General features: G+C 41.0%; 24 protein-coding genes, 1 other RNA gene and 1 pseudogene. 5 read left to right on the plus strand and 21 right to left on the minus strand.

The features are described from left to right. Window positions 1-44: 44 nt before the first annotated feature. The 3 genes from QM887_RS06540 to QM887_RS06550 all read left to right on the plus strand — a co-directional run bounded on the left by QM887_RS06540 (window position 45) and on the right by QM887_RS06550 (window position 1,490). Window positions 45-455 (plus strand): HIT family protein, encoded by a 411-nt coding sequence (locus tag QM887_RS06540; RefSeq protein WP_070460226.1) that lies wholly within the window; start codon window positions 45-47, stop codon window positions 453-455. Window positions 456-464: 9 nt separating this feature from the next. Next, entirely contained in the window at window positions 465-752 is a 288-nt protein-coding gene (locus QM887_RS06545; protein ID WP_414271044.1) for a hypothetical protein, read from the plus strand. 84 nt (window positions 753-836) lie between these two features. Next, the gene (locus QM887_RS06550; protein ID WP_414271045.1) at window positions 837-1,490 is read left to right on the plus strand and encodes a hypothetical protein; all 654 of its coding nucleotides are present in this window, start codon (window positions 837-839) and stop codon (window positions 1,488-1,490) included. 86 nt (window positions 1,491-1,576) lie between these two features. Here the strand turns inward: QM887_RS06550 and dnaJ are convergent, their stop codons facing one another. From dnaJ to recJ, 20 genes and pseudogenes are all read right to left on the minus strand, one after another. Next, complete coding sequence (gene dnaJ / locus QM887_RS06555; RefSeq protein ID WP_414271046.1) at window positions 1,577-2,713, minus strand: molecular chaperone DnaJ; 1,137 nt, start codon at window positions 2,711-2,713, stop codon at window positions 1,577-1,579. A 153-nt stretch (window positions 2,714-2,866) separates the two neighbouring features. Beyond that, entirely contained in the window at window positions 2,867-3,499 is a 633-nt protein-coding gene (locus QM887_RS06560; RefSeq protein ID WP_414271047.1) for a DJ-1/PfpI family protein, read from the minus strand. Between the two features lie 191 nt (window positions 3,500-3,690). Then, window positions 3,691-5,514, minus strand: coding sequence for a molecular chaperone DnaK (gene dnaK / locus QM887_RS06565; RefSeq protein WP_414271048.1), 1,824 nt, complete (start codon window positions 5,512-5,514; stop codon window positions 3,691-3,693). A gap of 297 nt (window positions 5,515-5,811) precedes the next feature. Next, a complete protein-coding gene (grpE, locus tag QM887_RS06570; RefSeq protein ID WP_049494151.1) occupies window positions 5,812-6,327 on the minus strand; it encodes a nucleotide exchange factor GrpE in 516 nt (171 codons plus the stop codon). Between the two features lie 26 nt (window positions 6,328-6,353). Beyond that, on the minus strand, window positions 6,354-7,388 hold the full coding sequence (gene hrcA / locus QM887_RS06575; protein WP_414271049.1) for a heat-inducible transcriptional repressor HrcA: 1,035 nt from the start codon (window positions 7,386-7,388) through the stop codon (window positions 6,354-6,356). Window positions 7,389-7,550: 162 nt separating this feature from the next. Next, window positions 7,551-8,063: a DUF2812 domain-containing protein gene (locus QM887_RS06580; protein WP_414271050.1), complete on the minus strand. Its 513-nt coding sequence runs from the start codon at window positions 8,061-8,063 to the stop codon at window positions 7,551-7,553. A 34-nt stretch (window positions 8,064-8,097) separates the two neighbouring features. Further along, window positions 8,098-8,673: pseudogene (locus QM887_RS06585) on the minus strand (DUF2812 domain-containing protein). Further along, window positions 8,673-8,993: a PadR family transcriptional regulator gene (locus tag QM887_RS06590; RefSeq protein ID WP_414271051.1), complete on the minus strand. Its 321-nt coding sequence runs from the start codon at window positions 8,991-8,993 to the stop codon at window positions 8,673-8,675. Before QM887_RS06590 ends, QM887_RS06585 begins: the two are co-directional and overlap by 1 nt. A gap of 119 nt (window positions 8,994-9,112) precedes the next feature. Further along, window positions 9,113-10,459, minus strand: coding sequence for a type I glutamate--ammonia ligase (glnA, locus tag QM887_RS06595; RefSeq protein ID WP_414271052.1), 1,347 nt, complete (start codon window positions 10,457-10,459; stop codon window positions 9,113-9,115). 35 nt (window positions 10,460-10,494) lie between these two features. After that, entirely contained in the window at window positions 10,495-10,851 is a 357-nt protein-coding gene (glnR, locus tag QM887_RS06600; protein WP_000659542.1) for a transcriptional repressor GlnR, read from the minus strand. A 75-nt stretch (window positions 10,852-10,926) separates the two neighbouring features. Beyond that, on the minus strand, window positions 10,927-11,454 hold the full coding sequence (locus QM887_RS06605) for an FUSC family protein (protein WP_414271064.1): 528 nt from the start codon (window positions 11,452-11,454) through the stop codon (window positions 10,927-10,929). 129 nt (window positions 11,455-11,583) lie between these two features. Continuing rightward, on the minus strand, window positions 11,584-12,564 hold the full coding sequence (gene mraY / locus QM887_RS06610; RefSeq protein WP_414271053.1) for a phospho-N-acetylmuramoyl-pentapeptide-transferase: 981 nt from the start codon (window positions 12,562-12,564) through the stop codon (window positions 11,584-11,586). Window position 12,565: 1 nt separating this feature from the next. After that, a complete protein-coding gene (gene pbp2X, locus QM887_RS06615; RefSeq protein ID WP_414271054.1) occupies window positions 12,566-14,821 on the minus strand; it encodes a penicillin-binding protein PBP2X in 2,256 nt (751 codons plus the stop codon). A 3-nt stretch (window positions 14,822-14,824) separates the two neighbouring features. Beyond that, the gene (ftsL, locus tag QM887_RS06620; protein WP_414271055.1) at window positions 14,825-15,142 is read right to left on the minus strand and encodes a cell division protein FtsL; all 318 of its coding nucleotides are present in this window, start codon (window positions 15,140-15,142) and stop codon (window positions 14,825-14,827) included. 9 nt (window positions 15,143-15,151) lie between these two features. Continuing rightward, a complete protein-coding gene (gene rsmH / locus QM887_RS06625) occupies window positions 15,152-16,102 on the minus strand; it encodes a 16S rRNA (cytosine(1402)-N(4))-methyltransferase RsmH (protein WP_414271056.1) in 951 nt (316 codons plus the stop codon). 70 nt (window positions 16,103-16,172) lie between these two features. Then, window positions 16,173-17,996 (minus strand): excinuclease ABC subunit UvrC, encoded by a 1,824-nt coding sequence (gene uvrC, locus QM887_RS06630; protein WP_414271057.1) that lies wholly within the window; start codon window positions 17,994-17,996, stop codon window positions 16,173-16,175. Window positions 17,997-18,066: 70 nt separating this feature from the next. Beyond that, the gene (locus tag QM887_RS06635) at window positions 18,067-18,768 is read right to left on the minus strand and encodes a M57 family metalloprotease (RefSeq protein WP_414271058.1); all 702 of its coding nucleotides are present in this window, start codon (window positions 18,766-18,768) and stop codon (window positions 18,067-18,069) included. Between the two features lie 105 nt (window positions 18,769-18,873). Next, window positions 18,874-19,653, minus strand: a complete 780-nt coding sequence (locus QM887_RS06640; RefSeq protein WP_414271059.1) for an alpha/beta hydrolase — start codon at window positions 19,651-19,653, stop codon at window positions 18,874-18,876. A gap of 67 nt (window positions 19,654-19,720) precedes the next feature. Then, entirely contained in the window at window positions 19,721-21,382 is a 1,662-nt protein-coding gene (locus tag QM887_RS06645) for a ribonuclease J (RefSeq protein ID WP_414271060.1), read from the minus strand. A gap of 557 nt (window positions 21,383-21,939) precedes the next feature. Continuing rightward, window positions 21,940-24,165, minus strand: coding sequence for a single-stranded-DNA-specific exonuclease RecJ (gene recJ, locus QM887_RS06650; RefSeq protein WP_414271065.1), 2,226 nt, complete (start codon window positions 24,163-24,165; stop codon window positions 21,940-21,942). Window positions 24,166-24,383: 218 nt separating this feature from the next. On the opposite strand from recJ, the gene QM887_RS06655 reads away from it, so the two are divergent. Together QM887_RS06655 and ssrA are read left to right on the plus strand one after the other, a co-directional pair. Then, window positions 24,384-24,965: a class I SAM-dependent methyltransferase gene (locus QM887_RS06655; protein WP_414271061.1), complete on the plus strand. Its 582-nt coding sequence runs from the start codon at window positions 24,384-24,386 to the stop codon at window positions 24,963-24,965. A gap of 102 nt (window positions 24,966-25,067) precedes the next feature. After that, window positions 25,068-25,415, plus strand: a transfer-messenger RNA (tmRNA) gene (gene ssrA, locus QM887_RS06660). 290 nt (window positions 25,416-25,705) lie between these two features. On the opposite strand, the gene QM887_RS06665 is transcribed toward ssrA, so the two are convergent. After that, the coding region (locus QM887_RS06665; RefSeq protein ID WP_414271062.1) for an LPXTG cell wall anchor domain-containing protein at window positions 25,706-25,992 on the minus strand (287 nt) is incomplete at its 5' end.

The following is a 25,992-nucleotide window of genomic DNA, read 5'->3' on the forward strand; positions in this document are numbered from 1 at the left end:
GTAGCTATATTATATCAAAATTCAATACAGTAGAGGTAGATTTTATGTCAGATTGCATTTTTTGTAAAATTATCGCAGGAGAGATTCCCGCATCAAAGGTTTACGAAGACGATCAAGTTCTTGCCTTCCTTGATATCTCACAAGTAACACCTGGGCACACCTTGGTCGTACCAAAAGAACACTACCGCAATCTTTTAGAAATGGATGCTGCAAGCGCTAGCCAACTTTTCGCCCAAGTTCCAAAGATCGCTCAAAAAGTCATGAAAGCTACCAAAGCTGAAGGTATGAATATCATCGCCAACTGTGAAGAAGTTGCTGGACAAACGGTTTTCCATACCCATGTCCACCTCGTTCCTCGCTATAGTGCAGATGACGACCTAAAAATTGACTTTATCGCACATGAGCCAGACTTCGACAAACTTGCTCAAGTCGCTGAAACAATCAAAAACGCTTAAGGAGTCACTATGAAACTATCAAATTTACTACTTTTTGCAGGCTCTGCAGTCGGTTCATACCTCCTCGTTAAAAATCGCCAAGCCATCACTGAAGAAGTTCTAGATACTACTGATCGTGTTGAAGCCATTAAGGATGACTTGGATATCATCCAAGATAGCCTGCAAATTATCAACCAACAAAAAGAACTCATCAAGGAATATCAAAAAGATTTGACCTATAAGTTTAAAGTCCTGGAAAAAGATGTTCAAACGAGACTTGCTGTACTAAAAGAAATGCAGGAAACTGAAGAAAACTAAGGAAAGGGAAACTCCAATTTTCCTTATTTCCCCTTTAAATCCATTTGGGTTAGCAAATCCTAACAGACCAGGGAGGGCATGAAAATGAAACAGTTTTTTAAAGTCCTGACGCGGATCATCCTGATTATTTGTGGTGGCCTCTGCCTTCTTGCAGCCCTAGCATTTCTAATACTGGCCAATCTGTTCAAGGCCTCACCGAGTGACATCCGAGAAGGAAATGAAGCCTTAAAACAAATCTTCATTTCCCTTGACCTGCCTCCTGAGAAAGTAGAATCAAATGGAAGCTATCAATTCGAGGGTGGAGGCTTAGATTTTTATGTGACTTTCTCTGATGAGGTTGTCAATAGCCACCCAGTTCTAAAAGAAAGTCCAAATCTCACTAAAAACCGACTCAAAGTCTATGTCCTAAACACAGGAGATATTTCCTACCATTCAGTAGAAGACAACTTATTCAATCATGGTTTATCCCAATTTTTAGAGGAGGAAGGCGAGAAGTATTTCCGAGAAAATGGAAAGAAATCACATTCTTCTTACACAATTCTAACTTTAAATGATCTGGAAAGCATGAAAAAGGGGATCTCATTCTATGAAAAAGCTTTGACCTTGGTGGATATTCAGGATAATTCGGCAATTAAGCACATTGATACCATCACCATTAAAACTGGTAAGGAAGCGGAATTCAAGCAACTCATCCAGGAAATGGATGAGGCTGGCTTACTCACTCAAAAATATCAATAACAGACTAGTCTGAGAATGATTTCTCCCATGCTAAAATTCTAAAGATTGCACGAAAAAGAGCCCTCGGGCTCTTTTTACTTTATGCTTTATTCTCCTTCAAAGGCATCCTTAATATGGTCAAAGAAGCCTTTTTTCTTTGGATTGACTTTCAAATCACCTGCAGCTGCGAATTCTTTCAAGGCTGCTTTTTGTCGTTCGTTCAAGCCTGTTGGTGTTACGACATTAACAGTCACGTATTGGTCACCTACTGCACCACCACGAAGGCTCGGCGCTCCCTTGCCACGTAGGCGGAATTTTTTACCAGTCTGAGTTCCTTCTGGAATGACTAATTCTACATCACCATGAACTGTAGGGATATCTACTGTATCACCAAGTGCTGCTTGAACAAAATTGAGGTTCAAATTGTAGAAGATAGTAGTTCCTTCACGTTCAAATTTATCACTTGCTTCCACCGAAACTACTACATACAAGTCACCATAAGGACCACCATTAAAGCCGGCTTCACCTTGACCAGCTAGGCGGATTTGTTGACCTGTTTCCACACCAGCAGGGATTTTTACGTGTACGCTATGGGCTTGTTTTTCATGACCAGTTCCATGACAGGTTGTACATGGATCTTTGATTTCTTGACCACGGCCATGACAGACATCACAGGTTACTTGGCGACGCATCATACCAAGAGGTGTTTGGGTATCAACATTGATCACACCTGAACCATGACAGCGTCCACAAGTAACTGGACTTGTTCCAGGTTTAGCACCAGACCCATTACAAGTACGACAGCTTGCTTCACGATTGTATTTGACTTCCTTTTCTGTACCAAAAATAGCTTCTTCAAAAGTCAAATGAACGCGATACTGGAGGTCGTCACCTTGACGAGGGGCATTTGGATTACGTGATGCACCGCCACCACCAAAGAAGCTTGAGAAGATATCTTCAAATCCGCCAAAACCACCTGCTCCATCGAAGCCACCGAAACCGCCAGCACCACCAAAACCACCATTGGCACCCGCAGCACCATATTGGTCATAGGCAGCACGTTTCTGTTCATCGCTCAAAGTTTCATAAGCTTCTTGAACTTCCTTGTACTTGTCCTCAGCTCCAGGATCCTTGTTGATATCTGGATGATATTTTTTAGATAATTTCCGATAGGCTCTCTTGATCTCATCTTGAGATGCATTTTTCGAAACGCCCAAACGGTCATAAAATTCAGTATTGTTCATACAAGATACTAAGAGCGAACAGAAAGCGACTGAAATTTAGGAAACCGACAAGCAATCCTGATTTCTTAGGAGGCTTATCTAATTTCCAAGCTTTCCGCTCGAGTTCAATTTCCCGAACGCTCTTTGTTCCTTTCTATAATTTTCATGTAATCTTTAGAGGATGTTTTCTATACTTCGCTTCACTTGATCAAACTCTTGGTCCGATAGAGTAAATATCAAATCCTCTTCAGCATACTCGTTCTGTTCTTTAAAATAGTTGTCCGTATTCTCTGCCAACCCTAGACTAAGAATTACTTTTCTTGCAAACTCTTGGTGCGCAAAGCCTATAGCCGTAATGATTTGTTTATCTTGCACAAGAACTTTCGGTTGGAAATTTTCACGTGGCAGAAATTCAAAATAGTCAAAGAAGTTTTGCCAAATGCCACCTGTAAATTTCGTATCCTTCAACAAGCCTGCTTTCGCCAATAAAAGAGGCGCTGAAGAAATGGCTGCAATGAGGATATCTTGCTCACCAAGCTCCCTCAAAAACGAGATCAATTTCTCATCTTGTAGAGCAGGTCCAATGTTAACCATTCCTGGCAAAATCACACAAGAATAATCTTCTATACGGATTTGATCAAATGTTTTCGTCGGTTGACAGGGCAAACCATCCTCAGAGACCACCATCGAGTGATCTGAAGCGACATAATCAATCGTGACGTCAAAAGACAGAGCTAAAGTACTTGTTAAAGCGGTTATCTCATAAAGAGAAAAATTAGGATAAATGATACAAAGTACTTTTTTCATACGTAACATCCTCTATTTTACCGAAAAACAGAGGCTGGGTTGCAACCTCTGGATTTCTTCTTATCACTTAGTTGTTAAGCCGAATTGAGCACGCCCTAACCTCTTGGTGAAAAAGATAAATCTTCCTAGAAACTAAAGTTTCTGCGTCAGATTTCCTATTTTCACTGTGAGGTTTTAACGGGCTTTGCATCTTACTTCTCCGTAAACTCTCCGTCTACGACGTCATCGCCTGCGTTTCCTGTTGCTTGTGCGCCTTCTGCTCCTGCTTGAGCTTGTTGCGCTGCTGCGGCTTGTTCGTAGAGTTTAACGGCAAGTCCTTGAGCTTTTTCGTTCAATGCTTCAAGTTTTGCTTTCATTTCGTCCAAGTTGTTGTCTTCTTGGGCTTTCTTAAGCTCATCGAGGGCAGCTTGGGCAGCATCACGTTCTGTATCGAAGCCTTTACCTTCAGTTTCTTTGATTGTCTTTTCAGTCGCAAAGATTGCTTGGTCTACTTCGTTACGAAGGTCAACTTCTTCTTTACGTTTCTTATCTGCTTCAGCGTTTGCTTCTGCATCTTTCATCATGCGGTCGATTTCTTCGTCTGTCAAACCTGAGTTAGATTGGATAACAATTGTTTGTTCTTTTTGAGTTCCAAGATCTTTCGCTTTAACAGATACGATACCGTTCTTGTCGATGTCAAATGTTACTTCGATTTGTGGGATACCACGAGGTGCAGCTGGGATATCTGTCAATTGGAAACGTCCAAGAGTCTTGTTATCTGCTGCCATTGGGCGTTCACCTTGAAGAACGTGGATATCAACGGCTGGTTGGTTGTCTGCTGCAGTTGAGAAGACTTGTGATTTAGAAGTTGGAATTGTAGTGTTGCGGTCGATGAGTTTTGTAAAGACTCCACCCATTGTTTCAATACCAAGTGACAATGGAGTTACGTCAAGAAGGACAACGTCTTTAACATCACCAGTGATCACACCACCTTGGATAGCAGCACCCATGGCAACTACTTCGTCAGGGTTCACTGATTTGTTTGGTTCTTTACCAGTTTCAGCTTTAACAGCTTCTACAACGGCAGGGATACGAGTTGAACCACCTACAAGGATCACTTCGTCGATATCTGACAAGCTCAAACCTGCATCTGAAAGGGCTTGACGAACTGGAACTTTTGTACGTTCTACAAGGTCACGAGTCAAATCGTCAAATTTCGCACGAGTCAAGGTCATTTCCAAGTGAAGGGGTCCAGCTTCACCAGCAGTGATGAACGGCAAGCTGATTTGAGTTGAAGTCACACCAGAAAGGTCTTTCTTCGCTTTTTCAGCTGCGTCTTTCAAACGTTGAAGCGCCATCTTGTCTGTTGACAAGTCGATGCCGTTTTCTTTCTTGAATTCTGCTACTAAGTGGTCGATGATTTTTTGGTCAAAGTCGTCACCACCGAGTTTGTTATCCCCTGCAGTTGCCAATACATCAAAGACACCATCACCGAGTTCAAGGATAGATACGTCGAATGTACCACCACCAAGGTCGAATACCAAGATTTTTTCTTCTTTGTCAGTCTTATCCAAACCGTAAGCAAGAGCTGCTGCAGTTGGTTCGTTGACGATACGTTCTACTTCAAGACCAGCGATTTTACCAGCGTCTTTTGTTGCTTGACGTTGAGCATCGTTGAAGTAAGCTGGAACTGTAATAACTGCTTTAGTTACTTTTTCACCAAGGTAGTCTTCAGCATAACCTTTCAAGTATTGAAGAATCATAGCTGAGATTTCTTGTGGAGTGTATTCTTTACCGTTAGCAGAAACTTTTTCAGAAGTTCCCATCTTAGATTTGATAGAGATAACTGTATCTGGGTTTGTAACTGCTTGACGTTTCGCAGCGTCACCAACAATGATTTCACCGTTTTTGAATGACACTACAGATGGAGTTGTGCGGTTACCTTCTGGGTTTGCAATGATTTTGCTTTCAGTTCCTTCAAGAACTGCTACTGCTGAGTTTGTTGTACCTAAGTCAATACCGATAATTTTAGACATATGTTTTTCTCCTTAAATTTTATATTCTTTTTTTCTTTTTGATATTTTCCCTTAAGTGGTGGGGACGTGAGCAACTCCCTTCGGGATTTCATTCACTTATTTTTGAGCCTATTGTCTCAAAAATACCCCTGTTTCAGTAGCATGAGCTACTAAAACTTTCACCACGGCGGAAAATATCTGCTTTGCAAGCCTCCGACTTGCCTCTTATCTTTCTTTCATAGTTTAGTGTCGTTTCGGACAAGGTTTCTATTATGTTACGACACGAGGAGTCGAAATCACAGATTTCTGACTTATCGCCTAGTTATAGACCACTACCATAGCCGGACGTAGGATGCGGTCATGGAGTTTGTAGCCTTTTTGGAAGACTTGTGCGATGGTATCTGCTGGATGTTCGTCATCTGCTGGAACTGTTTGAATGGCCATGTGGTAGTTATGGTCAAATTCTCCGTCTGCTGGGATTTCTTCGATCCCTTCTTCTTTCAGAGCATGTACCAAACTTTCTTGGACCATTTCCAAGCCCTTCTTCACATCATCTGTCAACCCTTCGACGGCAAGGGCACGTTCGAGGTTGTCGAGTGATGGCAAGATAGCTTTTGCCAAATCTTGGCTGCGATAGCGTTGCAAGAGTTGACGCTCTTCATTGGCACGACGCTGAATGTTTTGCATTTCTGCGTGGGCACGAAGATATTTGTTTTCAAACTCCTCGGCACGTTCATTGGCCAAGTCCAATTCCGACTTCTCGGGAGTTGTTTCTTCTACTGGTTCAACAACTTCCTCTTCTTTTACTTCTTCATTTTTAATATCTTGGGCCATTTTCGCCTCCTTTAATGATTTCAATCTTAATTCACTTCATAGTGATTGCTACTGAGATAGCGGTAAAAATCCGTCAATTTCATAGTCAAAACTCGATTAACAACATTAAGTTGATTAACCAATTGTTGATAATCCAGATTGACCGGACCTATAATCGCAAGGATTCCAAATCCACGATAGGGAATCAGGAACTTACTGCTAATCACTGCTAAGTCAGCTAAACAGGATTCTTGGCTATCCGCAACTCGGACACTTTGCATCTGGTCACCAATCAGATTCTCTCGAATTTCCAAAGCAACCTTTTGTGGCTGATCAAAAAACTGATAAGCTGCTAGATTAACGAAATTCAAAAGATTGACTTTGCCAGAAACCACGATATTTTCATTGAACATTTCTTTGAAGATATGCTCAATAAGATCCATAACGTTATCCGTTGTTGTGAAGTAACGTTGGATAATTTGTGGAATCTCTGTCCGAATCTTGTAGTGAATATCCAAAACAGTCTGATCCAGGAAACGTTCTTGAATCATGGTCTTGAGGCGATTTAAATCCTCCTGCAAGAAATTTCTCGGAATCAAAAACTGACTGGTAACTGTTCTAGACTCATCAAGCGTAAAAACAGCAAGAGCTGTATGTTGCCCGAGGACAACAATATCAAAAGCTGTCAGCTTCTGCCTACTTGGTTCTACATCCAGCGCTACAACCGTACAACCACTCAAGTCTGACAAAATTTTCGTCGCCTCTTGAAGAATATCCTCTAGCTTGAAGAATTCTTGATCAAAGGCTTTTACAATCTCATAAACTTGATTTTCAGCTAAACGGTCAAAGGATAGGGAGTGTTTGACATAGTATTGAAAACCAGCCACACTCGGCATCCGACCACTGGAAGTATGAGCCTTTTCAAGTAAACCTTGCTTTTCTAGAGCTGCCATATCATTTCGAATGGTAGCACTACTTGAGTTGATAGACTCTTGCAAGGATTTGGATCCAACAGGTTCGTGCGTTTTGGTAAAGATGTCAATAATCAGATTTAAAATATTCTGCTGACGTTCCGTAACCATCTCGTCACTCCTCTCTGATAGATCTTTTTTAGCACTCGAGGCATCCAAGTGCTAACTTATGATTCTATTATACACCCTTAGAAAAGAATGTCAAGACAAAAACTCAAAAAATTAGCACTCTTTTGCCAAGAGTGCTAAAAATCAGTCTGAGGTCCTAGAAAATCATCTTACATTCTCAAGATATTTCTTTTTAAGTCTATAAAAACTATAGATTAGGTAAGAAATCATGAGGGCATAAAGAGCAAAAATAAGGAAGAAAGATTGAGAGAGACTTTCGCGAAACAAGCTCATACAAATAACTAGACCGCCAGAGATGGAAACTGTAGATGTACGAAGTCTAGATTTCACATCAGCCCATTGAAAACGATTGTCCATGAAAGATTGATCATTTAAATCTACATCACAAGTTGCTTTTCGAAAAACAGTATAAGAACAATTTTCCACAAATTCCCATGCTCTATCCTTAATACTTTGTAAATCTACCTCATTTTTTCTAAGGTAGCTAGTATTCCACACACGGTAAATCACATCATCTGGTCGGCATGGTTCAAAATAGAAAAAGCCAAAACGATTCGATTTAAATTTCCAACCTTTCAAATGCATCTCATGCAAATAATCTTCTACCTTATCCAAATCAAGAATGGTAAACATTCGAAATTGTACTTTGCTATTCATTGTCTAACCTCCAAATTAGAAAACATGCCTGGTCTTATTTATCAGATAATTCTTTCCACTTTTGAAACAATCTCCAAAAAATATAAGAAATCTGAATCGCAAAAACGATCAATAAAGTACAGTCTATGCTAACAATCAAAAACATTCCCCAACTGAAATAACCTCTTCCACTGAGTGACTTTGAGAAAACCGGTAGTAGCACTGAAAAGAGAAGCAAAATAGGAAGCATCCGCATTATTAAAATGCGCTTAACCATGGCTAACTTCCCGGCCGCGTCATTATAAATTTCAAACTCGGCATCCGACTCAACTCCAGAATAAAGCTTTCAAAAGTAGGAAAAACCATTAAAGTCTGTAATATGCTCCCAGCCACAGTCTTTATATAATTGTAAATAGGAATCTCTCTCTGACTTTTTCATAGGATAAAAGTCCAACTGATAAACCACCTGCTCCGGTTGGCACTTTTCAAAAGTATACTTAACCGCAACTACTAAGTTAGAATAACTTACTTCCTTAAGTTTCCAGCCCTGAGCATGCATTTCTCCGAGATAGAGAGCCTCTCTATCATAATCCGCAATGGTAGCAATTCTATAAACAACTTTCTTTTCCATCAAAGCTCCTCCCGACTATTTCTATAGAGCCGTTCAATACGTTTGACTTCGATTTCTAAAACTTTCTGACCCAAGTCAGATATCTGATAAATCTTTCGTTTTTCCTCTTCTCGAACAAAGGAAATCAAACCATCTTTTTCCATCTTTGACAGGGTTCCATACATGGTCCCAGGACTAATGGAAACCTGTGAATCTGTCATCTCTTTGACCTTCTGTGTAATACCATAACCATGGTTTTGCTTTTGCAGACAGAACAGAATATAAAATCCCGTTTCAGTCATGGGAAGGTAGACACGCCTAATCTTATCTGTTAATTCCATTTAACCAGACCTCCTATTTAGTTCGATATATCGCACTTCGTTATACAAAATATATCACACCTCGATACAAAATGCAAGAAAAAAAGATCGTCCTCACGGACAATCTTTCTGATTTATCATTAGTAAAGATCTAGGTAGTTGTCAATTTCCCATTGCGAAACGAAGGTCGCATAGCTTGCCCACTCGATGCGTTTGGCTTCAAGGAAGCTAGTATAGATGTGCTCACCTAGGGCTGCTTTAACCACTTCGTCTTCTGTCAAAGCTTTCAAAGCATTGTGAAGAGTTGATGGAAGGTCTGTGATGCCAGCCTCTTTACGCTCTTCAGCAGTCATAATGTAGATATTTTCTTCGATTGGTGCCGGCGCTTCGATTTTGTTTTCGATACCGTTCAAACCAACTTCTAAAAGAACAGCCATAGCAATATAAGGGTTTGCCATTGGGTCTACTGAGCGCAATTCCAAACGTGTTCCCATTCCACGAGTAGCTGGAACGCGGACAAGTGGTGAACGGTTACGACCAGCCCAAGCGATGTAAACCGGTGCTTCATACCCTGGAACCAAACGTTTGTATGAGTTAACTGTTGGGTTCATAATAGCTGTGTAATTGTAGGCGTGCTTGATCAAACCACCAAGGAAATAATAGGCTGTTTCTGACAATTGCATTCCTTTTGGATCATTTGGATCAAAGAAGGCGTTGTTCCCTTCATCATCAAACAAGGACATATTGCAGTGCATTCCTGAACCAGCGATACCAAATTTAGGTTTAGCCATAAAGGTTGCATACAAACCATGTTTACGCGCAATTGTCTTTACAACAAGTTTAAAGATTTGAATCTTGTCACAAGCACGAAGAACTTCATCATACTTAAAGTCAATCTCATGTTGACCTACGGCAACTTCGTGGTGACTAGCCTCTACTTCAAATCCCATTTTAGTCAAGACATTTACAATCTCACGACGGGTATTATCGGCAAGGTCTGTAGGCGCCAAATCAAAGTAACCACCCTTGTCATTCACCTCAAGAGTTGGGTCACCATTTTCATCAAGCTTGAATAGGAAGAATTCTGGTTCCGGACCAAGGTTGAAAGATTTGAAACCAACTTTCTCCATGTGATGAAGAGCTCGTTTAAGGTTGCTTCGAGGATCTCCAGCAAATGGCTCTCCTTCTGTTGTATAGACATCACAGATCAATCCTGCGACACTACCGTTCTCATCTCCCCAAGGGAAGACAGTCCATGTGTCCAGGTCAGGGTACAAGTACATATCTGATTCATTGATACGAACAAACCCTTCAATAGAAGATCCATCAAACATAGCCTTGTTTGACAAGACCTTGTCTAGTTGTTCATCTGTAGCAGGAATTTCGACGTTTTTCATTGTTCCCAAAATATCTGAAAACATGAGACGGATAAAGGTTACATTTTTTTCCTTAACTTCACGACGAATATCTGCAGCTGTGATTGGCATGGTTTTTCTCCTTATATATGACGACTTGCGGTTGCCTAACCGCGACCAAAAGGTGATTGTTGAGAAGCAAAGCGACTTTGTTGAAGAACCTCATTCCGAAGGGCTCGGCGCACCTCAGTTTGACTGACTGGTTTTTTAGCTTTCGCCTCACGTTCGGCATATTTTTTCTTGATAGCAGCAATGTTCAGACCTTCAGAGATATAATCCTTAATCTCAAGCAACCGATCCATATCATTTAAAGAATACATCCGACGATTACCTTCGTTGCGATCAGGTTTTATCAACTCCTGATCTTCATAATAACGAATTTGACGCGCCGAAAGATCGGTCAGCTTCATAACACTACCAATGGGGAAAACTGCCATATTGCGACGAAATTCTTTTTCCTTCATGTACACTTCCTTCTTTCTGTCTATTATAGTCTAAAAATATTCAATCGTCAATCAATAATGTTATATCTTGTGACATTATTTTGTTTTTTTCAGTAAAATGCTTCGTAAACGATCAATATCGTAATTTACAAGAATTGCTACAAAAACACCCATAAATGTTTCAAAAACTCGGGCAAATACGTACAAAACAGTCTCACCATTTGGAATTGATAAGGTAATAATCAACATAGCCGCAACTCCACCGATAACACCTGCTTTATTGTTCATGGCAACATTTGTCATAATGGTTAACATGGTACAAACGGGTACAACTAGGAGGGTTACCCAGAAGGCACCGTGAAAAAGATTATTTAAGAGAAAGAAAATCAGGGCATAAAAACCACCGATACTATTTCCGAGAATACGAGAAGTTCCAAAATGTACACTCTTATCAAAATCTTCTCTTAAACTAAAAACTGCAGTCAAGGCTCCAATCTGAAGTCCTTTCCAACCAAAAAAACCAAAAATCATAAGAACTAAAAAAACAGCGATCCCTGTCTTGAAAGTTCGCATCCCTAACTTAAACTTGGATTTATCAAATCTATACTTTTTAAAATAACTCATCATTTCAACTTTCTATCTCCATTTTACCATAAATTTACCTTTTTTTGAGAAGGGGAAACAATAAACTGAAGGAAATAAAAAAGAGAAGGAACTTAATCCTTCTCTATCTGATGATTCCACATTCTCTTTTTAGAACAAATATATGAAAGCTAAAGTCAAGAGACTAGCGAGTAAGCCCACTCCCCAGAAGAAGAAGTCGACCTTCCATTCACTCCAGACTTGCCCTTTTCCAGAAAAACCACCCAGTTCAAAATGGTGATGAACAGGTGTCATCCGGAAGATACGCTTACCTCCACTCAGTTTAAAATAGCTGACCTGCATCATGACAGATGTCGTTTCAAAGACATACACTAGACCGATCAATAGAAGAGTCCACTCTTGGTGAAGGGCCATGGAAATAGCAGCCAACATTCCTCCAAGTGCTAAACTTCCAACATCCCCCATAAAGACTTTAGCTGGCTTGTGGTTAAAGACGAAGAAACCAAGTAAGCCACCAATCATGGCTAAAATCACTAACAGGATATCGAACTGGTTTTGCACATAAGCAATCACTCCGTAGGCAGATAGGCTAATCACTACCGAAATACTAGCCAAGCCATCAATCCCATCAGTCAGGTTAACTGCATTTGAGAAACCAACCAACCAGAAGAGGGCAAAGAGAATGTAAAGAACACCTAGATGCAAGGGATAACCAAATACATTTAAGATATCTCCACCTCTTTCATAGAAGAAATAGAAGATAACCCCTCCGACTAGTTGAAGCAAGAGTTTTTGTTTTGGATTAAGCCCTTCATTGATTTTGCGAAATACCTTGAGGAAATCATCCAAGAAACCAACCAAACCATACAAGACTAGGATAAATAGAATCATCCCTAGATTGTTGGTCAATTGATTGGTCAAAAGTGCAAATACAAAGCTGACTACAACTCCTGTTACGAGAAAGACAAGCCCTCCCATGGTTGGTGTTCCTGCTTTTGCTTGGTGTTGCTTGACATCCTCATGCATCTGTTGACCAGTAATTTGTGCTTTTCGGTAAAAACGGATAAAAGCTGGAATCCCGATAACTGTAAGAATAAAGGCAGATATTCCAGCAAAGATAGAAATAAGCATTCTAATCTCCTAATGTTATTTTTATTTTCTCGATATCTTTTAAAGCTGTATGGGCACGAACGCTTTGTTGTTTGACAGTCTGACCTGTCCCCTCAAATTCAACTTCGATATTCAACCACTTGGCAAGGGTTTCGATATTTTTCTTAGTCCAACCGTATAAGTCAGGCATCTCCTCTACCTTATCAGACAGAAGCAAGATTTGCTCGTTAGCATCCAGATTTGTCCCTTCTGCTACAGAGCTTTCCTTGATTTTTGTCCCTGAACCGATAACAATCGGTTGGACAAGGTTACGACGTAGCTCCTCCGCCAAATCTCCAGGACTATAATCCTTCATTTCTGGCATTGCATAACTAGTTGTAGTTGTCACTTGGTCCAAATTCTTGGCTGTAGATTGAAGATTGAGCGTTTCTTTCATGGCCGAAGCTCTTTCCAAGATAGGGTTTGCAAATTCTCCTAACGGAATCCCAGAATAATGTTCCGGTTGTTGAACTGTCACATAGAGGATAAAATCTGGATTTTCTGCGGGATGCATAGAGACAACTGAGAAGATATAGTTTGTTTCCCCTCGCAGGTAGCCTCCATTTTTCTCATCTGCAATCTGAGCTGTTCCTGATTTCAAGGCAACATTTTGTCCTGGAACATTGATTGTTCCCTTACCAGTACTGTGATTGTACATAGTACCATAGGTAGGATCTGTACCTACCATAACCATATGATCTCTAGTTACACTTGCTGCTTCTTTAGAGACAGGATTTCCCACAACTTCTTTTTGTGATTTACGAACAGTCTGGTCATTTGGATCATAGAGAGCACTGATAAACTTAGGCTCCAACATAACACCATCATTAGCAATCGCCGTAAAGGCACGAAGCATCTGAGTTTGTGTTACTGAAATCCCTTGACCAAAAGAACTCATGGCAATATTGACAATGTTATCCTCAGGGAGTTGTCCAGCGTATTCATCAGTCATACCAAAACGAGTTGGAACTCCAAATTTGAAACGACTGAGATAGTCTAACCAAGTGGCATCCCCCATTTTTTGCTGGAGCAAGGTCATACCGACATTACTCGAGTGAGAAAAACCTTGTGAGAAGGTCATCATACTTCCTGATGACAAGCCATCATTCACATCCCAGTCCTTAATAGTTGCATCTGCTATTTTTAATTCGCTACTATTAAAGTATTCTCCACCAGGGAAGGTGTTGTTATCTATAGCTGCTGCTAAGGTCATGACCTTCATGGCTGAACCTGGTTCATAGTTACTTTGGTAAAGGATATCACGCCAGACAAAGTCCTCTGTAATCCCTTCTTTGGTATCAGCATCAAAGGTCGGTCTTTGAGTCGTGGCCAGAATTTCTCCTGTCTTGGCGCTAACCAAGGTCGCAGTCATGTACTTGCCTTTCACTTTTTCCTGGAAGGCATCCATTTGGCTTTCCATAAAGGATTGCAAAGGACTAGATATTGTCGTGTAGACATCTTTTCCATCTACGGTTTGTTGAGTGACTTGTTCCGTACCAGGAACGATATTACCTAGACGGTCTTTTTCATAGGTAATAATACCATCTGTTCCTGCTAACAAGCTATTCAAGGAGCTTTCAATACCAGATGTTCCAATAAGACTCTTTGAACCATCTTCATTTTCATGGAGCTGAGCTAGACCAATGAAGGATGAAGCAAATTTCCCATTTGGATAACTTCGATTGGGGCTTGTGGTAAAATCCACTCCCTCAACCTTGGCAGCTTCTAGATCCTTTTTTATGGACATCATATTTGCGTAGGTAATCCCATTTCCTTTAGTACCAAAGGAAACCTGTTTGAGATTGGGTTGAGAGAGTTGATCTTTGACGTAGGTCTCCTCCATATCCAAGTACTTATGGAAAATTTCGGCTACCTTATTGTACTGAGATTCCTCAACATATAGAATATCTCCATTCGCAGACTTATAATCCTTATCAATGACCGCATAAACATTATAGGAGGTTGCATCTTCTGCAATCGGAGTTCCATTACGATCATAAATGGTTCCCCTCTTAGCAGGGACTGTTCGAGTTGTTTGATGAACCTTATATGCTTCTTTGACCAGGTCAACACCAAACTTCTTTCCCGTACCAATAATCACCGCAAAGTTAACCAAAAAAACAGCAAAGAGAATGACAGCCAAGAGACTAAGGCTTTTTCCAACTCGTCTGCGGTTTTCTAGAGGAGTTCTGCGATTCTTAATGGCAAAGTGTACTATTTTTTCTTTCCATGTTTTCATATATTACTCCGCCGATCGGATATTTCCATTGTTTAATTGCAAGTCTTGCGAATCCGCGACACCCGCCAGACGTTCTGAGCGAATCAATTCATTGACTTCTTGCTTAGCGTCGTCCAGCTCCGTCTTTTTCTCCTCAATCTGTCTGTTGACAGTTGTCAAATCACTTTGAACTTGCAGGAGCTTGGTTTGCATATAGACCACACTGATGGCTAAGACAAGGGCTGTAATGGCAATCGAAAGGTAAAAGGCCTTCTCAACACGTGAAAATCTCTTGATACGAGCTTGCAGCAATTGGCTCGTCGTTTCTCTTTTGTCTACCATTTTATCCCCTTACTTGTGAATTTTTCTAGCTACTCGTAGCTTGGCTGAGTGGGAACGATTATTGACCTCCAACTCCTCCTTGCTTGGTAGAATTGGTTTACGAGAGACTAATTCCATCTTGGGCTTGAGCTCATCTGGGATGAAAGGCAAGCCTTTTGGCACTTCCACTGTTGAAGCTTCCTTGAACAATTGCTTGGTCAAGCGATCTTCTAGCGAATGAAAGGTTATGACTGAGATTCTTCCGTCCACTGCTAGTAATTCCATAGCTTGTTGGATTGACTCGTCTGCAGCCCCGAGTTCATCATTGACCTCGATACGGATAGCTTGGAAAATTTGCTTGGCAGGATGACCTTTTTTCTTGAGTTCCTTGGCAGGCTTGGCGGACTTGATAATCTCGGCCAATTCTGTCGTTGTCTCAATAGGTTTCAACTCACGTGCCTGTTCAATCTTTCGAGCAATCTGCTTGGAAAACTTATCTTCTCCATATTTGAAAAAGATTCGTACCAAGTCATGATAGTCATAATGATTGACAACCTCATAAGCTGTCAAACTAGCTTCCTGATTCATCCGCATATCCAGTGGCGCATCCTTCTTATAAGAAAAACCTCGCTCACGCTGATCCAATTGCGGGCTCGAAACTCCCAAATCATAACAAATGCCATCAATTTCTTCTACACCTGCTTCCTGCAAACGTGCCTGCAAATGACGGAAGTTGTCCTTGATGAAGGTGACCATTCCTTTTTCGATATAAGGTGCCAGACGTTTTTGCGCGTTGTCAATGGCGTTTTGATCTTGGTCAAAGGCATACAAATGCCCCTTCTCGCTTAATTTACTTAACAAATACTCGCTGTGGCCTGCTCCACCCAAGGTCGCATCAACGTAAACACCATCAGGTTTTACATCAAGCATATCAATGGTTTCATGGAGCATGACCGTTACATGATGAAATTCTTTAGTCATATCTTATCTATTTTACCACAATTCTGACTAGCTTGCACTCGCTAAAGCAAAAACCTTCCTTGCTACTTTATCACTTGTATTCAGCAGATGACTCAGCAACCTGAGCTAGTTCTATGCGTTCTTGGGGATTAAAGTGTTGATGAATAGCCTCTGCTACTGCTCTTGGTATACCAACGGTGACAATCTCATCCACGCTGGCTTCCTTGATTTTTGTCAGAGATTTGAAATATTTCATCAAATTCTGCTTGCGTTTGGGACCTAAACCTTCAATCCCATCTAATTGAGAGGAGAAGGAATTTTTAGAGCGCAGTTGACGGTGGAAAGTGATAGCAAAACGGTGCACCTCATCTTGGATGCGTTGCAAGAGGAAAAATTCCTGAGAATTACGAGACAGCTCTACCACCTCAAGCGGATCTCCAAAGAGCAATTCGTGGGTTTGGTGCTTATCATTTTTTTGCAGACCTGCAATGGGAATATCCAAGCCTAGCTCTTCTTGGACAACCTGCTTAGCAATATTTACCTGACCTTGTCCTCCATCAATAACGATTAAGTCAGGCGGTGTCAAACCATCTCGTTGGACCCGTCCATAACGTCTACGAATAACCTCTCGCATACTTGCATAGTCATCTGGTCCGACAACAGTTTTTATCTTGTACTTGCGGTAATCCTTCTTGCTCGGTTTACCGTTAATAAAAACTACCATGGCAGAAACTGGACTAGTCCCCATGATATTGGAGTTATCAAAGGACTCGATGCGAACTGGGGTTGGAATTTGTAGAAGTCGTCCCAAGTTTTCAATGGCACCTTGAGTCTTTTCAACTGATTTCTCTAATAGATTAAACTTCTGCTCTAAACTAACACGCGCATTTTTGATAGCCAGATTAACCAGTTGCTTCTTCTCCCCTCGTTGGGGCTTGAGAACCTTTGTATCTACCAAAGCCTTGATAGCTTCTTCGTCAATATCTTGAGGGATCAGGATTTCATTGGGGATCAGGTGAGATTTCTCCTGGTAAAACTGCCCCACATAGGTCAAGAAATCCTCATCAGGATCGTTGTAATAAGGAAAGAGATTAACATCGCGTTCAATCAGTTTACCTTGACGGACAAAGAAAACCTGAACACACATCCAACCCTTATCCACGTAGTAACCAAATACATCACGGTTTTGGAGGTCTTTAGCCATGACTCGTTGCTTAGTCCGAAGGGTGCCAATGGCCTGAATCAAATCACGGTATTCCGCTGCACGTTCAAACTCCATACTTTGAGCTGCTAAAGCCATTTTACTCTTGAGGTCATCGATAATCTTATCATCCTGACCTTTCAAGAAGTCAGAGACTTCTTGAGCCATGGCTTTGAAATAAGCCTCGTCTTTCTTACAAATGGTGTGAGCCATGCACTGGCCGATATGGTAATAAAAACAGACCTTTGATGGTGAATTGGTACACTTGCGAAATGGGAAAATCCGATCCAGAAGTCTCTTGATTTCATTAGCTGCACCGACATCAGGATAGGGGCCAAAATAGAGACCGCCGTCTTTTTTGACCTGACGAGTGATAATTAGTCGAGGATAGCGCTCATTTGTAATTTTAATAAAAGGATAAGACTTGTCATCCTTGAGCATAATATTGTACTTGGGCTTATTTTCCTTGATCAGGTTGATTTCCAGAAGAAGGGCCTCGATATTGGACTCCGTGACAATAAACTCAAAATCTACAATCTCAGACACCAGGGCTTCTGTCTTGGTATCATGGCTCCCACGGAAGTAGGACCGTACACGATTGCGTAGATTTTTGGCCTTTCCTACATAGATAATCGTACCGTTTTTATCTTTGTGAATGTAACAACCAGGGCTGGTCGGCAAGAGCTCCAGTTTTGATTTAATCAAGTTATTCATAGTTCCATTATAGCAAAAAGCTCCCCTCATTGCTTACATCAGGGAGCTCTATTTTTCGTTTGAAAATCACTTATTCTCCAGACTCATATAGTTCTTGAACTGCTTGAACATCTTGAGTCTGAATACCATAATAAGAACCTGCTGGTTGCATGACTGACACTTCATTAGTATGTTCCAAGCCAATGGCATGACCTAGTTCATGCTCTGCTGTATGCATGATACGATCATAGCTATAGCCATAGTTTGGATTAGATAGATAATAATGATTCAAACGAACTGTTACAGAAGTGAATTGTTTGGTAAGGAGATTTGTCTGACTCTCCGCCTCACCGGCAACAGATGTGGAACCATCATTCATTTCAGTCGCAAAAATAGTTGCTTTGTCAGGTTCTGTCACAACCACAAAATTAAAAGCACCAGTCTGATTCCAATTGGTAATAGCCTCAACGTAAGCCTTTTGAAAGGTTGCATCCATTTGAGGATCAATATAAATTGTCGCCTGTGCTTGGGGCCATTTTACTCCTGAACCTTGATGATGATCGGTCTGAGACAAGCCTTGCAACTTACCAGTTTCTTGCCATTGATGCCAACCTGCTTGACCAACTTGAACAAGTTGCCCCGCTTGATTGAAGACACCAGACAAATCTCCCGTCACATACCAGAGAATCCCTAATGCAATGAGAATTAAGACTACAAGAGTCCACACAAGGCGCCAGAACATGCGCCAAATCTCTAGTAACAATCGACATAGAACACGTATAATCCAGAACATGATTTCCCGCCTTTCTAAAAAAAAAGAATCCACCTTTAAACCATGGATCCCCATTCTAAAGATAGATTTCTTATTTTACTTTAGTAAGCTGAAAGAAAACTAAAACTAAGACAAGCGTTCTTCCAAAACAAAATCAATTGGCAAGGTAACCAAAAACCGTTCCAATTGTTTTTCCCAATAATACCACTCATGGTTGCCTGGACTATGACTATAAGAAATATCAAAACCAAGTTTCTTGAGATTCTTCACTGCTAGATTATTAGCAACATACAAGAAATCTTGCTCCCCGCACCAAACCCAGAGTTTTGTCTTTTTGTCTGACTTTTTAGCAAGGGTTTCAAGTGAGTAAGGGCTATTCACCCAATCATTAACTTTACCAAAAACACCTCTCCAGTAGGCACGCGTCCCTAAATCTTGACTCTCAGGAGAAAACTCCTCGAAACTAAGTGCCCCAGAAAAGCTAGCGGCATGCGAGAAACGGTCAGTTGACAGTGCCAATTTGAAGGAACCGTAGCCTCCCATTGATAAACCAGCAATGAAGGTTTTTTCTCGCTTGCTTGTCATATTAGGGAAGAAGCGTTTGAGCACCTTAGGTAGTTCTTCTGCTAGAGCTGTATAGTAGTTATAGCCATACTGAGTATCCGTGTACCAGCCATTACATGTATTTGGCAGAACAACAATCAGATTGGTTCCTCGCACCAAGCGCTCTACGTTGGTCCGTTTAAGCCAACTGTTATGATTTCCTGACATCCCATGAAGGAGATAGAGAACAGGGATATCTGTAGAGTCTGGTTCTGTCACCCGAGATGCATCAGGGTAGAGAACATTTACACCCCACTCCATATCTAAAACTTCTGAGTAATACTCAATCTTCATTACTGCCATAACTTGCTCCTTATACACTTAAGATAAGAAAAAGCCGAAACTCGACTTTCTCTCTTGCTATTTGATCCTATTTTGCTTCCATGACTACTGGCAAGATAGCTGGGCGGCGCTTGGTTTGGTCAAAGAGGAACTTGGCCAAATTATCACGTACCTTACCTTTGAGGTCTGCCCAGTCAAATTCCTCACCTTGGAGGTAGTCTTCAACCGTTTGGTTCACCAACTCTGTACTTTCACGCAAGATATCACGGCTCTTCTTGAGATAGACAAATCCACGCGTGTGCACTCGAGCTCTAGCAATGATTTTTTTCTCACGACGGTTAACAGTGATAGCCACGATGAAAATTCCATCCTCTGACAAGACCTTACGGTCACGAAGAACGACATTCCCAACATCTCCGATAGCATTCCCGTCAATCAAGACATCGCCTGCTGTAACTGCACCAGATGGGACAAAATCTCCATGCTCATAAGACATGGTTGTGCCCTTTTTAGGGATGAAAATCCGTTCTGGCAACATGCCAACTGCCATAGCAGCTCTGGCATGGGCATCCAACTCACGATATTCACCCTGGATTGGGAAAAGATACTTGGGTTGCAAGAGATTGATCATCAATTGAAGATCACGCGCATTTCCGTGTCCAGACACTCGCAAACTTTGGGTAATGGTTTTAACCACACCTCCAGCTTGGTAGATCATATTTTCCACACGCGCCATCATAGCCTCTTTGGCAATCGATGGTGTTGTAACGATATAGACCAAGTCTCCTTCCTTGATTTCAACATAACGGTGACGGCCGATCGACATCTTACGTAGGCCGTTAATTGGTTCCCCCATTCGACCTGTCTCAAGGATAATCAACTCATGGTCTTCAAATTGGGACATTTCTTTGGGCTTAATCAACAGTCTTTCATTTGCCAGAGATAGTTTTTTAAGGCGAATGGCTGTGCGGACGATATTTTCAATATCAAATCCAGTCAAAACAACACGACGTCCTGTCTCTGCAGCAGCATCAAAGACTTGCTGAATGCGAGAAAGGTTACTTGCAACAGCAGCTACAATGATACGTCCATCCCAGTCAGAGACGGTTTGCGTGATTTCTACACCAACTTCATTTTCACTGGCTACTTGGATATTGCTATCTGCATTGGCCGAGTCACTAAGCAACGCCAAGACCCCTTCGCGACCAATCTCTGCCAATCGACTGAAGTCAGTTGCATAGGATTCACTAGCTGTTTGGTCAAACTTGAAATCTCCTGTATAAACAACATTTCCTTCAGACGTTTTTAAGACCACACCCAAACTTTCTGGGATAGAGTGGGTTGTACGGAAGAAGGATACTACCGTTCCACCAAAATCAATCTCTGTATTTTCATCAATCACATGGAAATCATCAAATTTCTTGACACTGTCATTTCCCTTAACAAAGAGTTTAGCCAGTTCGATGGTTAATTCTGAGCCAAATACAGGAACCTTAGCTTCTGCCAAGAGATAAGGAAGGGCGCCAATCGCATCCGCATGCCCGTGTGTTAAGAAAATCCCAGCAATACGGTCGCTATTTTCAAACAAATAGTCCATATTTGGAATAACGACATCGACACCCAACTGTTCATTCTCAGGATATTTCAAACCTGCATCTAATACAAAAATCGAGTCGTTAATTTCTGCGATGTACATGTTTTTCCCATTTTCACGCACACCCCCAAGTGTTGTTAATTTAATAGTATTCATTTTTCCTCCGAATAGTCACTTCAACTTGTTTGTAGAGCTTTAAAAGCTCTCTTTTTCTGAAAGCCCAATTCACTTTCAGCCGAATCTTTTCCATTCATTATACCATTTTTTTACTAATTTTCAAAATGAATCTCACACATAATCCGACTTCAACCATCTGTTTTTATCTTATAATTACAAGATGACTAAATCCCAACCAATCCATCAGATTACCTCGATTCTTCAACTACTTCGACAAGATTAACAAGTACTTCTCGGCCAAAGTAGCTTCTATTTGCTCCCAAAATCCTTATCCTCCATCAACCTTTATATCACACACTTTTAGACATAAGCTTCTAATTAAAATCAGCATGGCAAGCAACTTTATCTCTTGTTCCAAAAATCATACATATCCAAAAGCATCCCCTGAACAAAGATAAACTCACTTCAATCCTTTCCCCTGTTAGGGTTTGTAATCTATCAGAAATTTCTTTTCCACTTCTTTCTCCATTCTCTACTTCAACTAACTTCCACTTGAGAGCAAACAAAAAGAGTCAGCAAGCCAACTCTTTCTATCCCTATTCACTTTTTTCCATTAAGAAATCATAGATTTCCTGGACTGTTCCAAGCGCCATTATTTCTTGCTCTTTGACAGTTTGTTTCAGTTTTTGATAAATCTGACTTTCAGCCATATCACGCTTTTCAGCCTCTTTATTCACCCTCATGACACCATTTTCAATAGTCACAAAGCCAAGCTCTTCAAAAATCTGAATCATTTTGACTAATAGAATTTGCTCAATCTTGAGATAGGCCGCCAAATCCTTGAGTTTATAGCGAATATCAAACTCTGGGAACCGATAGATGGTTTTATACAATTTTGCAAACTGCTCTCTTGTGCCATAGCCCGTCAAGTAGTAAGCCTTGGCTATATCATTTTTAAAGTAAATAGCAGAAAAATCCTGCTCCTGACAGATTTTCTTAAGAAGGGATAAATCTTCAGGAATATTTTTTATGACAATAGCTGAACAAGAGGTTACATCAGGTAACTCTTGCCTAAAGTCCAAAATAGGTACCCCTTCTGGTAATAGGGCATTCTTGCCACGGATGTTAAAGAGCTGGACACCTTCTACACGGGCGTCAACCATCATCAACTGCAAGGTTGTTTGACCATTCCACTGGTTGACAGAGAGAGTCACTGCCAATTCCAGTTGCTTGGTCTGTGAGAATTCAGTCGCCCATTTTCCTTGACCAAAAACGACCACCTCAAAACTAGCCTCACCTTTGGAAATTTTCAGCTTGAGATGAGCATTACCAGCTCCCATAACGCGAGCATTCTCAACTTGAAAATCTCGAATATAGAAGATAGGTTTTTGGTTTTCCATCCCAAAAGGAGCTAGACGTTCAAAACTTTTCACCGTCTCCAAACTCAAGGCCTCTAAATCCAGTTCTTCGTCTAAAAATAGATTGTTTTTACCTTGAGCATCTGCGCCTTTTTCTCGGATATAGGCTTCCAAAAGATCAGATAAGGCTTCCAACTTATCCACTTCAAGGGTCATACCAGCAGCACCTGCGTGACCACCAAAGGCGATAAACAGTTCTCGATGCGGATCCAAGGCTTCAAAGATATCGACTGCTTCAATGCTTCGCGCACTCCCCTTGGCTCGTCCATCTTCGATATTCAGCACAATGACTGTCTGACCTAGTTCTTCAAGCAAGCGCCCAGCTACAATTCCAAGAACACCTGGATTCCAGCCTTCCTTAGCCAAAACTTGAACACTTCTCTCAGGATCTACCATGCCTTTGGCTTCATCGTAAATCGACTGAACAATTTCCTTACGTTCTTCATTCTTTTGATGAATCAAAAGGGCGATTTCATGCACTTCCTCATCGTCAAATCCAGTCAACAAATCAATAGCTGGATTGGGATCATCCAAGCGTCCAAGGGCATTTAAACGAGGTGCTAACTGAAAACCAACCGTCTCTTCTGTCACATCGCTACTCGAAATCCCAGCGATTTCAAACATTTCCTGCAGACCCATTCGTTGAGTGTTGCGCAAGACCTCAAGACCATACTGGACCATGATACGATTTTCGTCCGTCAAGCTGACCATATCGGCAATTGTACCGATAGCAACCAAGTCTAACATCTCAACCTGCACTTCTTCCAAAAGAGCACATGCCAACTTAAAAGCGACACCACAACCTGCTAAATGTTTGAAAGGATAGTCCGCCCCTGGATGTTCAGGATGGATAATAGCATAGGCATCTGGTAAAACTTCAGGCATAGAATGGTGATCGGTCACAATGACGTCCACTCCCATAGACTGAGCTAAATCAATGGCTTCATGCCCCACCACACCATTGTCCACCGTCACAATCAAAGACACCCCCTGCTGTTCGATGAAATATTTGTAGACACTGGCATTTGGACCATAACCATCCGTAAAGCGATTGGGAAGATAAACAAGACACTCGGCACCTAACTGCTCCAAACTTTCCTTGACAATGGAAGCCGAAGTCATCCCATCTGCATCGTAGTCCCCGTAAATGAGAATCAACTCCCCTTGCTCAATAGCCTGACGAATCCGTTCTACTGCCTTTTCCATATCATGCAGAAGGTAGGGATCATGCAAATCCTCCAAAGAAGGTTCTAAAAATTTTTTCAGACTGGTCTCATCCTTGATACCTCGTTCAAATAACAAACGAGCTACTTCAGGGCCCAAACCAGCTTTCTTAGCGATCTTTGTAAAATCCGCATCCTCAACTTGCGGAGCAAATTGCCAATTATAAGTAGGAATTATCAAAAAAATCATCCACTCTTTCTTACGATTCTATCGTTTTATTATAACATGATTTTCAGATTTTCTCCTCTTTATTTTCTTAACTCTTTCAATCAAAATCCCAAAAACCCCCTGTCTCATCAAAGTAAAAAAATCTAAACAACCCGTCAATAACTCTATCTCTTTTCAACAAGACGTAGCCAAAATTTTAAAATGTCTCCTCTTTATGCTAGACTAGAAATATGGAACATCATTTTAATCATCGAGCAGAATCATTTGATTCTCCAAAAAATCAATTTCTGGCCGATCTTGTTTGCCAGCAAGTAGAAAAACAAGTGCCTGATTTGTCGAACAAATCAATCCTAGACTTTGGAGGCGGAACTGGCCTTATCGCCCTTCCCCTTGCCAAACAAGCTAAATCAGTGACCTTGGTTGATATTGCGGACAAGATGCTTGCACAAGCTCGTCTCAAGATTGAAAGTCAAAAACTTGCAAACCTATCCTTGATTCAACAGGATTTATTAATTGAACCACTTGAAGAAGAGTTCGATCTTATTATCGTCAGTCGAGTTCTTCATCATATGCCTAATCTTGATGACAGTCTATCTATGTTCAAGGAACATTTGACTCATGGCGGACAACTCTTTATCGCTGATTTTACTCTACCAGATGGAGAGACACACGGTTTTATCATTTCTGAACTTGAAGAAAGTCTCAGCCAACAAGGTTTCTCGGAAATAACAAGTCAAATACTCTACAGCTCAGACCATCTCTTTCTCCATAAACCTTCCCAATTATTTCTTATAAGCAGCAAGAATATTTAGCCCTTAGAGTAACAGACAAGCCCTAAAAACAAAGCAATGCTAATCTTTACTCAGCTTTTGCATTTTCCCAATAGATAAGGTATAATAGTTGTATTGTCTTTTGGGGTCGTTACGGATTCGACAGGCATTATGAGGCATATTTTGCGACTCGTGTGGCGACGTAAACGCTCAGTTAAATATAACTGCAAAAAATAACACTTCTTACGCTCTAGCTGCCTAAAAACCAGCAGGCGTGACCCGATTCGGATTGCTCGTGTCTGATGACAGGTCTTATTATTAGCGAGATACGATCAAGCTTCGTCTAGCAGTTTGATAAGAGATTTATAGACTCGCAGTTTCTAGGCTTGAGTTATGTGTCGAGGGGCTGTTAAAACAATACATAACCTATGGTTGTAGACAAATATGTTAGCAGGTGTTTGGACGTGGGTTCGACTCCCACCGGCTCCATTATATTAAAAAACGTTGATGATCTCAACGTTTTTTCTGTCCTCATACAAGTTTACAATGTTACATCAAGATACTTAAAAGATGTCAACATTAAGTTTTCTTCTATAGAAAATAACATATACATTGAACAGCTATTCAATTGAATTTTTAGCATTTCAAAGATCTGTAAGACTGACATTTCACCATTCTCCTAATCTTTATCTATCAAAAAAACCGTAAGAATTTCTTCTTACGGTTTTTCTAGCAAACTCATAGAATCAAGATTCTCAAATTTGCTTTATCAGAGTAATGTTTTACTCTTCTTCCTTGCGTTTTTTAGCGAAGAGAAGTCCACCTGTCGCTGCTGCAAGTAGTGCTAGACCAACTGAAGCGTTAGATTGCTCTGTACCAGTATTTGGCAATTCTTTCGCTCCAGCTTTCTTAGATGCTGGGTTAGCAGATGACTCTTTAGTTGCTTCTTTCACTGTCTTCTCTGGTGTCAAGACTGCTACTGAACCATCTGGGAAGGTTACTGTCGCTGTACCATCGTTGCCTACTTCTACCTTGCTTGCTGTTGGGTTAGCTTTCTTAACTTCGTCAG

This window comes from Streptococcus infantis (assembly GCF_047460875.1).
In the GTDB taxonomy this organism is placed as follows: domain Bacteria; phylum Bacillota; class Bacilli; order Lactobacillales; family Streptococcaceae; genus Streptococcus; species Streptococcus infantis_AA.

Bases quoted from the DNA above. Each gene is read 5' to 3' on its own strand.
- hrcA (WP_414271049.1), bottom strand. From the start codon at position 7,388: ATGGTTACGGAACGTCAGCAGAATATTTTAAATCTGATTATTGACATC.
- QM887_RS06540 (WP_070460226.1), top strand. From the start codon at position 45: ATGTCAGATTGCATTTTTTGTAAAATTATCGCAGGAGAGATTCCCGCA.
- QM887_RS06560 (WP_414271047.1), bottom strand. From the start codon at position 3,499: ATGAAAAAAGTACTTTGTATCATTTATCCTAATTTTTCTCTTTATGAG.
- glnR (WP_000659542.1), bottom strand. From the start codon at position 10,851: ATGAAGGAAAAAGAATTTCGTCGCAATATGGCAGTTTTCCCCATTGGT.
- grpE (WP_049494151.1), bottom strand. From the start codon at position 6,327: ATGGCCCAAGATATTAAAAATGAAGAAGTAAAAGAAGAGGAAGTTGTT.
- QM887_RS06590 (WP_414271051.1), bottom strand. From the start codon at position 8,993: ATGGAATTAACAGATAAGATTAGGCGTGTCTACCTTCCCATGACTGAA.
- QM887_RS06605 (WP_414271064.1), bottom strand. From the start codon at position 11,454: ATGAGTTATTTTAAAAAGTATAGATTTGATAAATCCAAGTTTAAGTTA.
- rsmH (WP_414271056.1), bottom strand. From the start codon at position 16,102: ATGACTAAAGAATTTCATCATGTAACGGTCATGCTCCATGAAACCATT.
- glnA (WP_414271052.1), bottom strand. From the start codon at position 10,459: ATGCCAATCACAGCTGCAGATATTCGTCGTGAAGTTAAGGAAAAAAAT.
- uvrC (WP_414271057.1), bottom strand. From the start codon at position 17,996: ATGAATAACTTGATTAAATCAAAACTGGAGCTCTTGCCGACCAGCCCT.
- QM887_RS06550 (WP_414271045.1), top strand. From the start codon at position 837: ATGAAACAGTTTTTTAAAGTCCTGACGCGGATCATCCTGATTATTTGT.
- QM887_RS06645 (WP_414271060.1), bottom strand. From the start codon at position 21,382: ATGAATACTATTAAATTAACAACACTTGGGGGTGTGCGTGAAAATGGG.
- pbp2X (WP_414271054.1), bottom strand. From the start codon at position 14,821: ATGAAAACATGGAAAGAAAAAATAGTACACTTTGCCATTAAGAATCGC.
- QM887_RS06640 (WP_414271059.1), bottom strand. From the start codon at position 19,653: ATGGCAGTAATGAAGATTGAGTATTACTCAGAAGTTTTAGATATGGAG.
- QM887_RS06635 (WP_414271058.1), bottom strand. From the start codon at position 18,768: ATGTTCTGGATTATACGTGTTCTATGTCGATTGTTACTAGAGATTTGG.
- QM887_RS06580 (WP_414271050.1), bottom strand. From the start codon at position 8,063: ATGAATAGCAAAGTACAATTTCGAATGTTTACCATTCTTGATTTGGAT.
- ftsL (WP_414271055.1), bottom strand. From the start codon at position 15,142: ATGGTAGACAAAAGAGAAACGACGAGCCAATTGCTGCAAGCTCGTATC.
- mraY (WP_414271053.1), bottom strand. From the start codon at position 12,564: ATGCTTATTTCTATCTTTGCTGGAATATCTGCCTTTATTCTTACAGTT.
- QM887_RS06545 (WP_414271044.1), top strand. From the start codon at position 465: ATGAAACTATCAAATTTACTACTTTTTGCAGGCTCTGCAGTCGGTTCA.
- dnaJ (WP_414271046.1), bottom strand. From the start codon at position 2,713: ATGAACAATACTGAATTTTATGACCGTTTGGGCGTTTCGAAAAATGCA.
- dnaK (WP_414271048.1), bottom strand. From the start codon at position 5,514: ATGTCTAAAATTATCGGTATTGACTTAGGTACAACAAACTCAGCAGTA.
- QM887_RS06655 (WP_414271061.1), top strand. From the start codon at position 24,384: ATGGAACATCATTTTAATCATCGAGCAGAATCATTTGATTCTCCAAAA.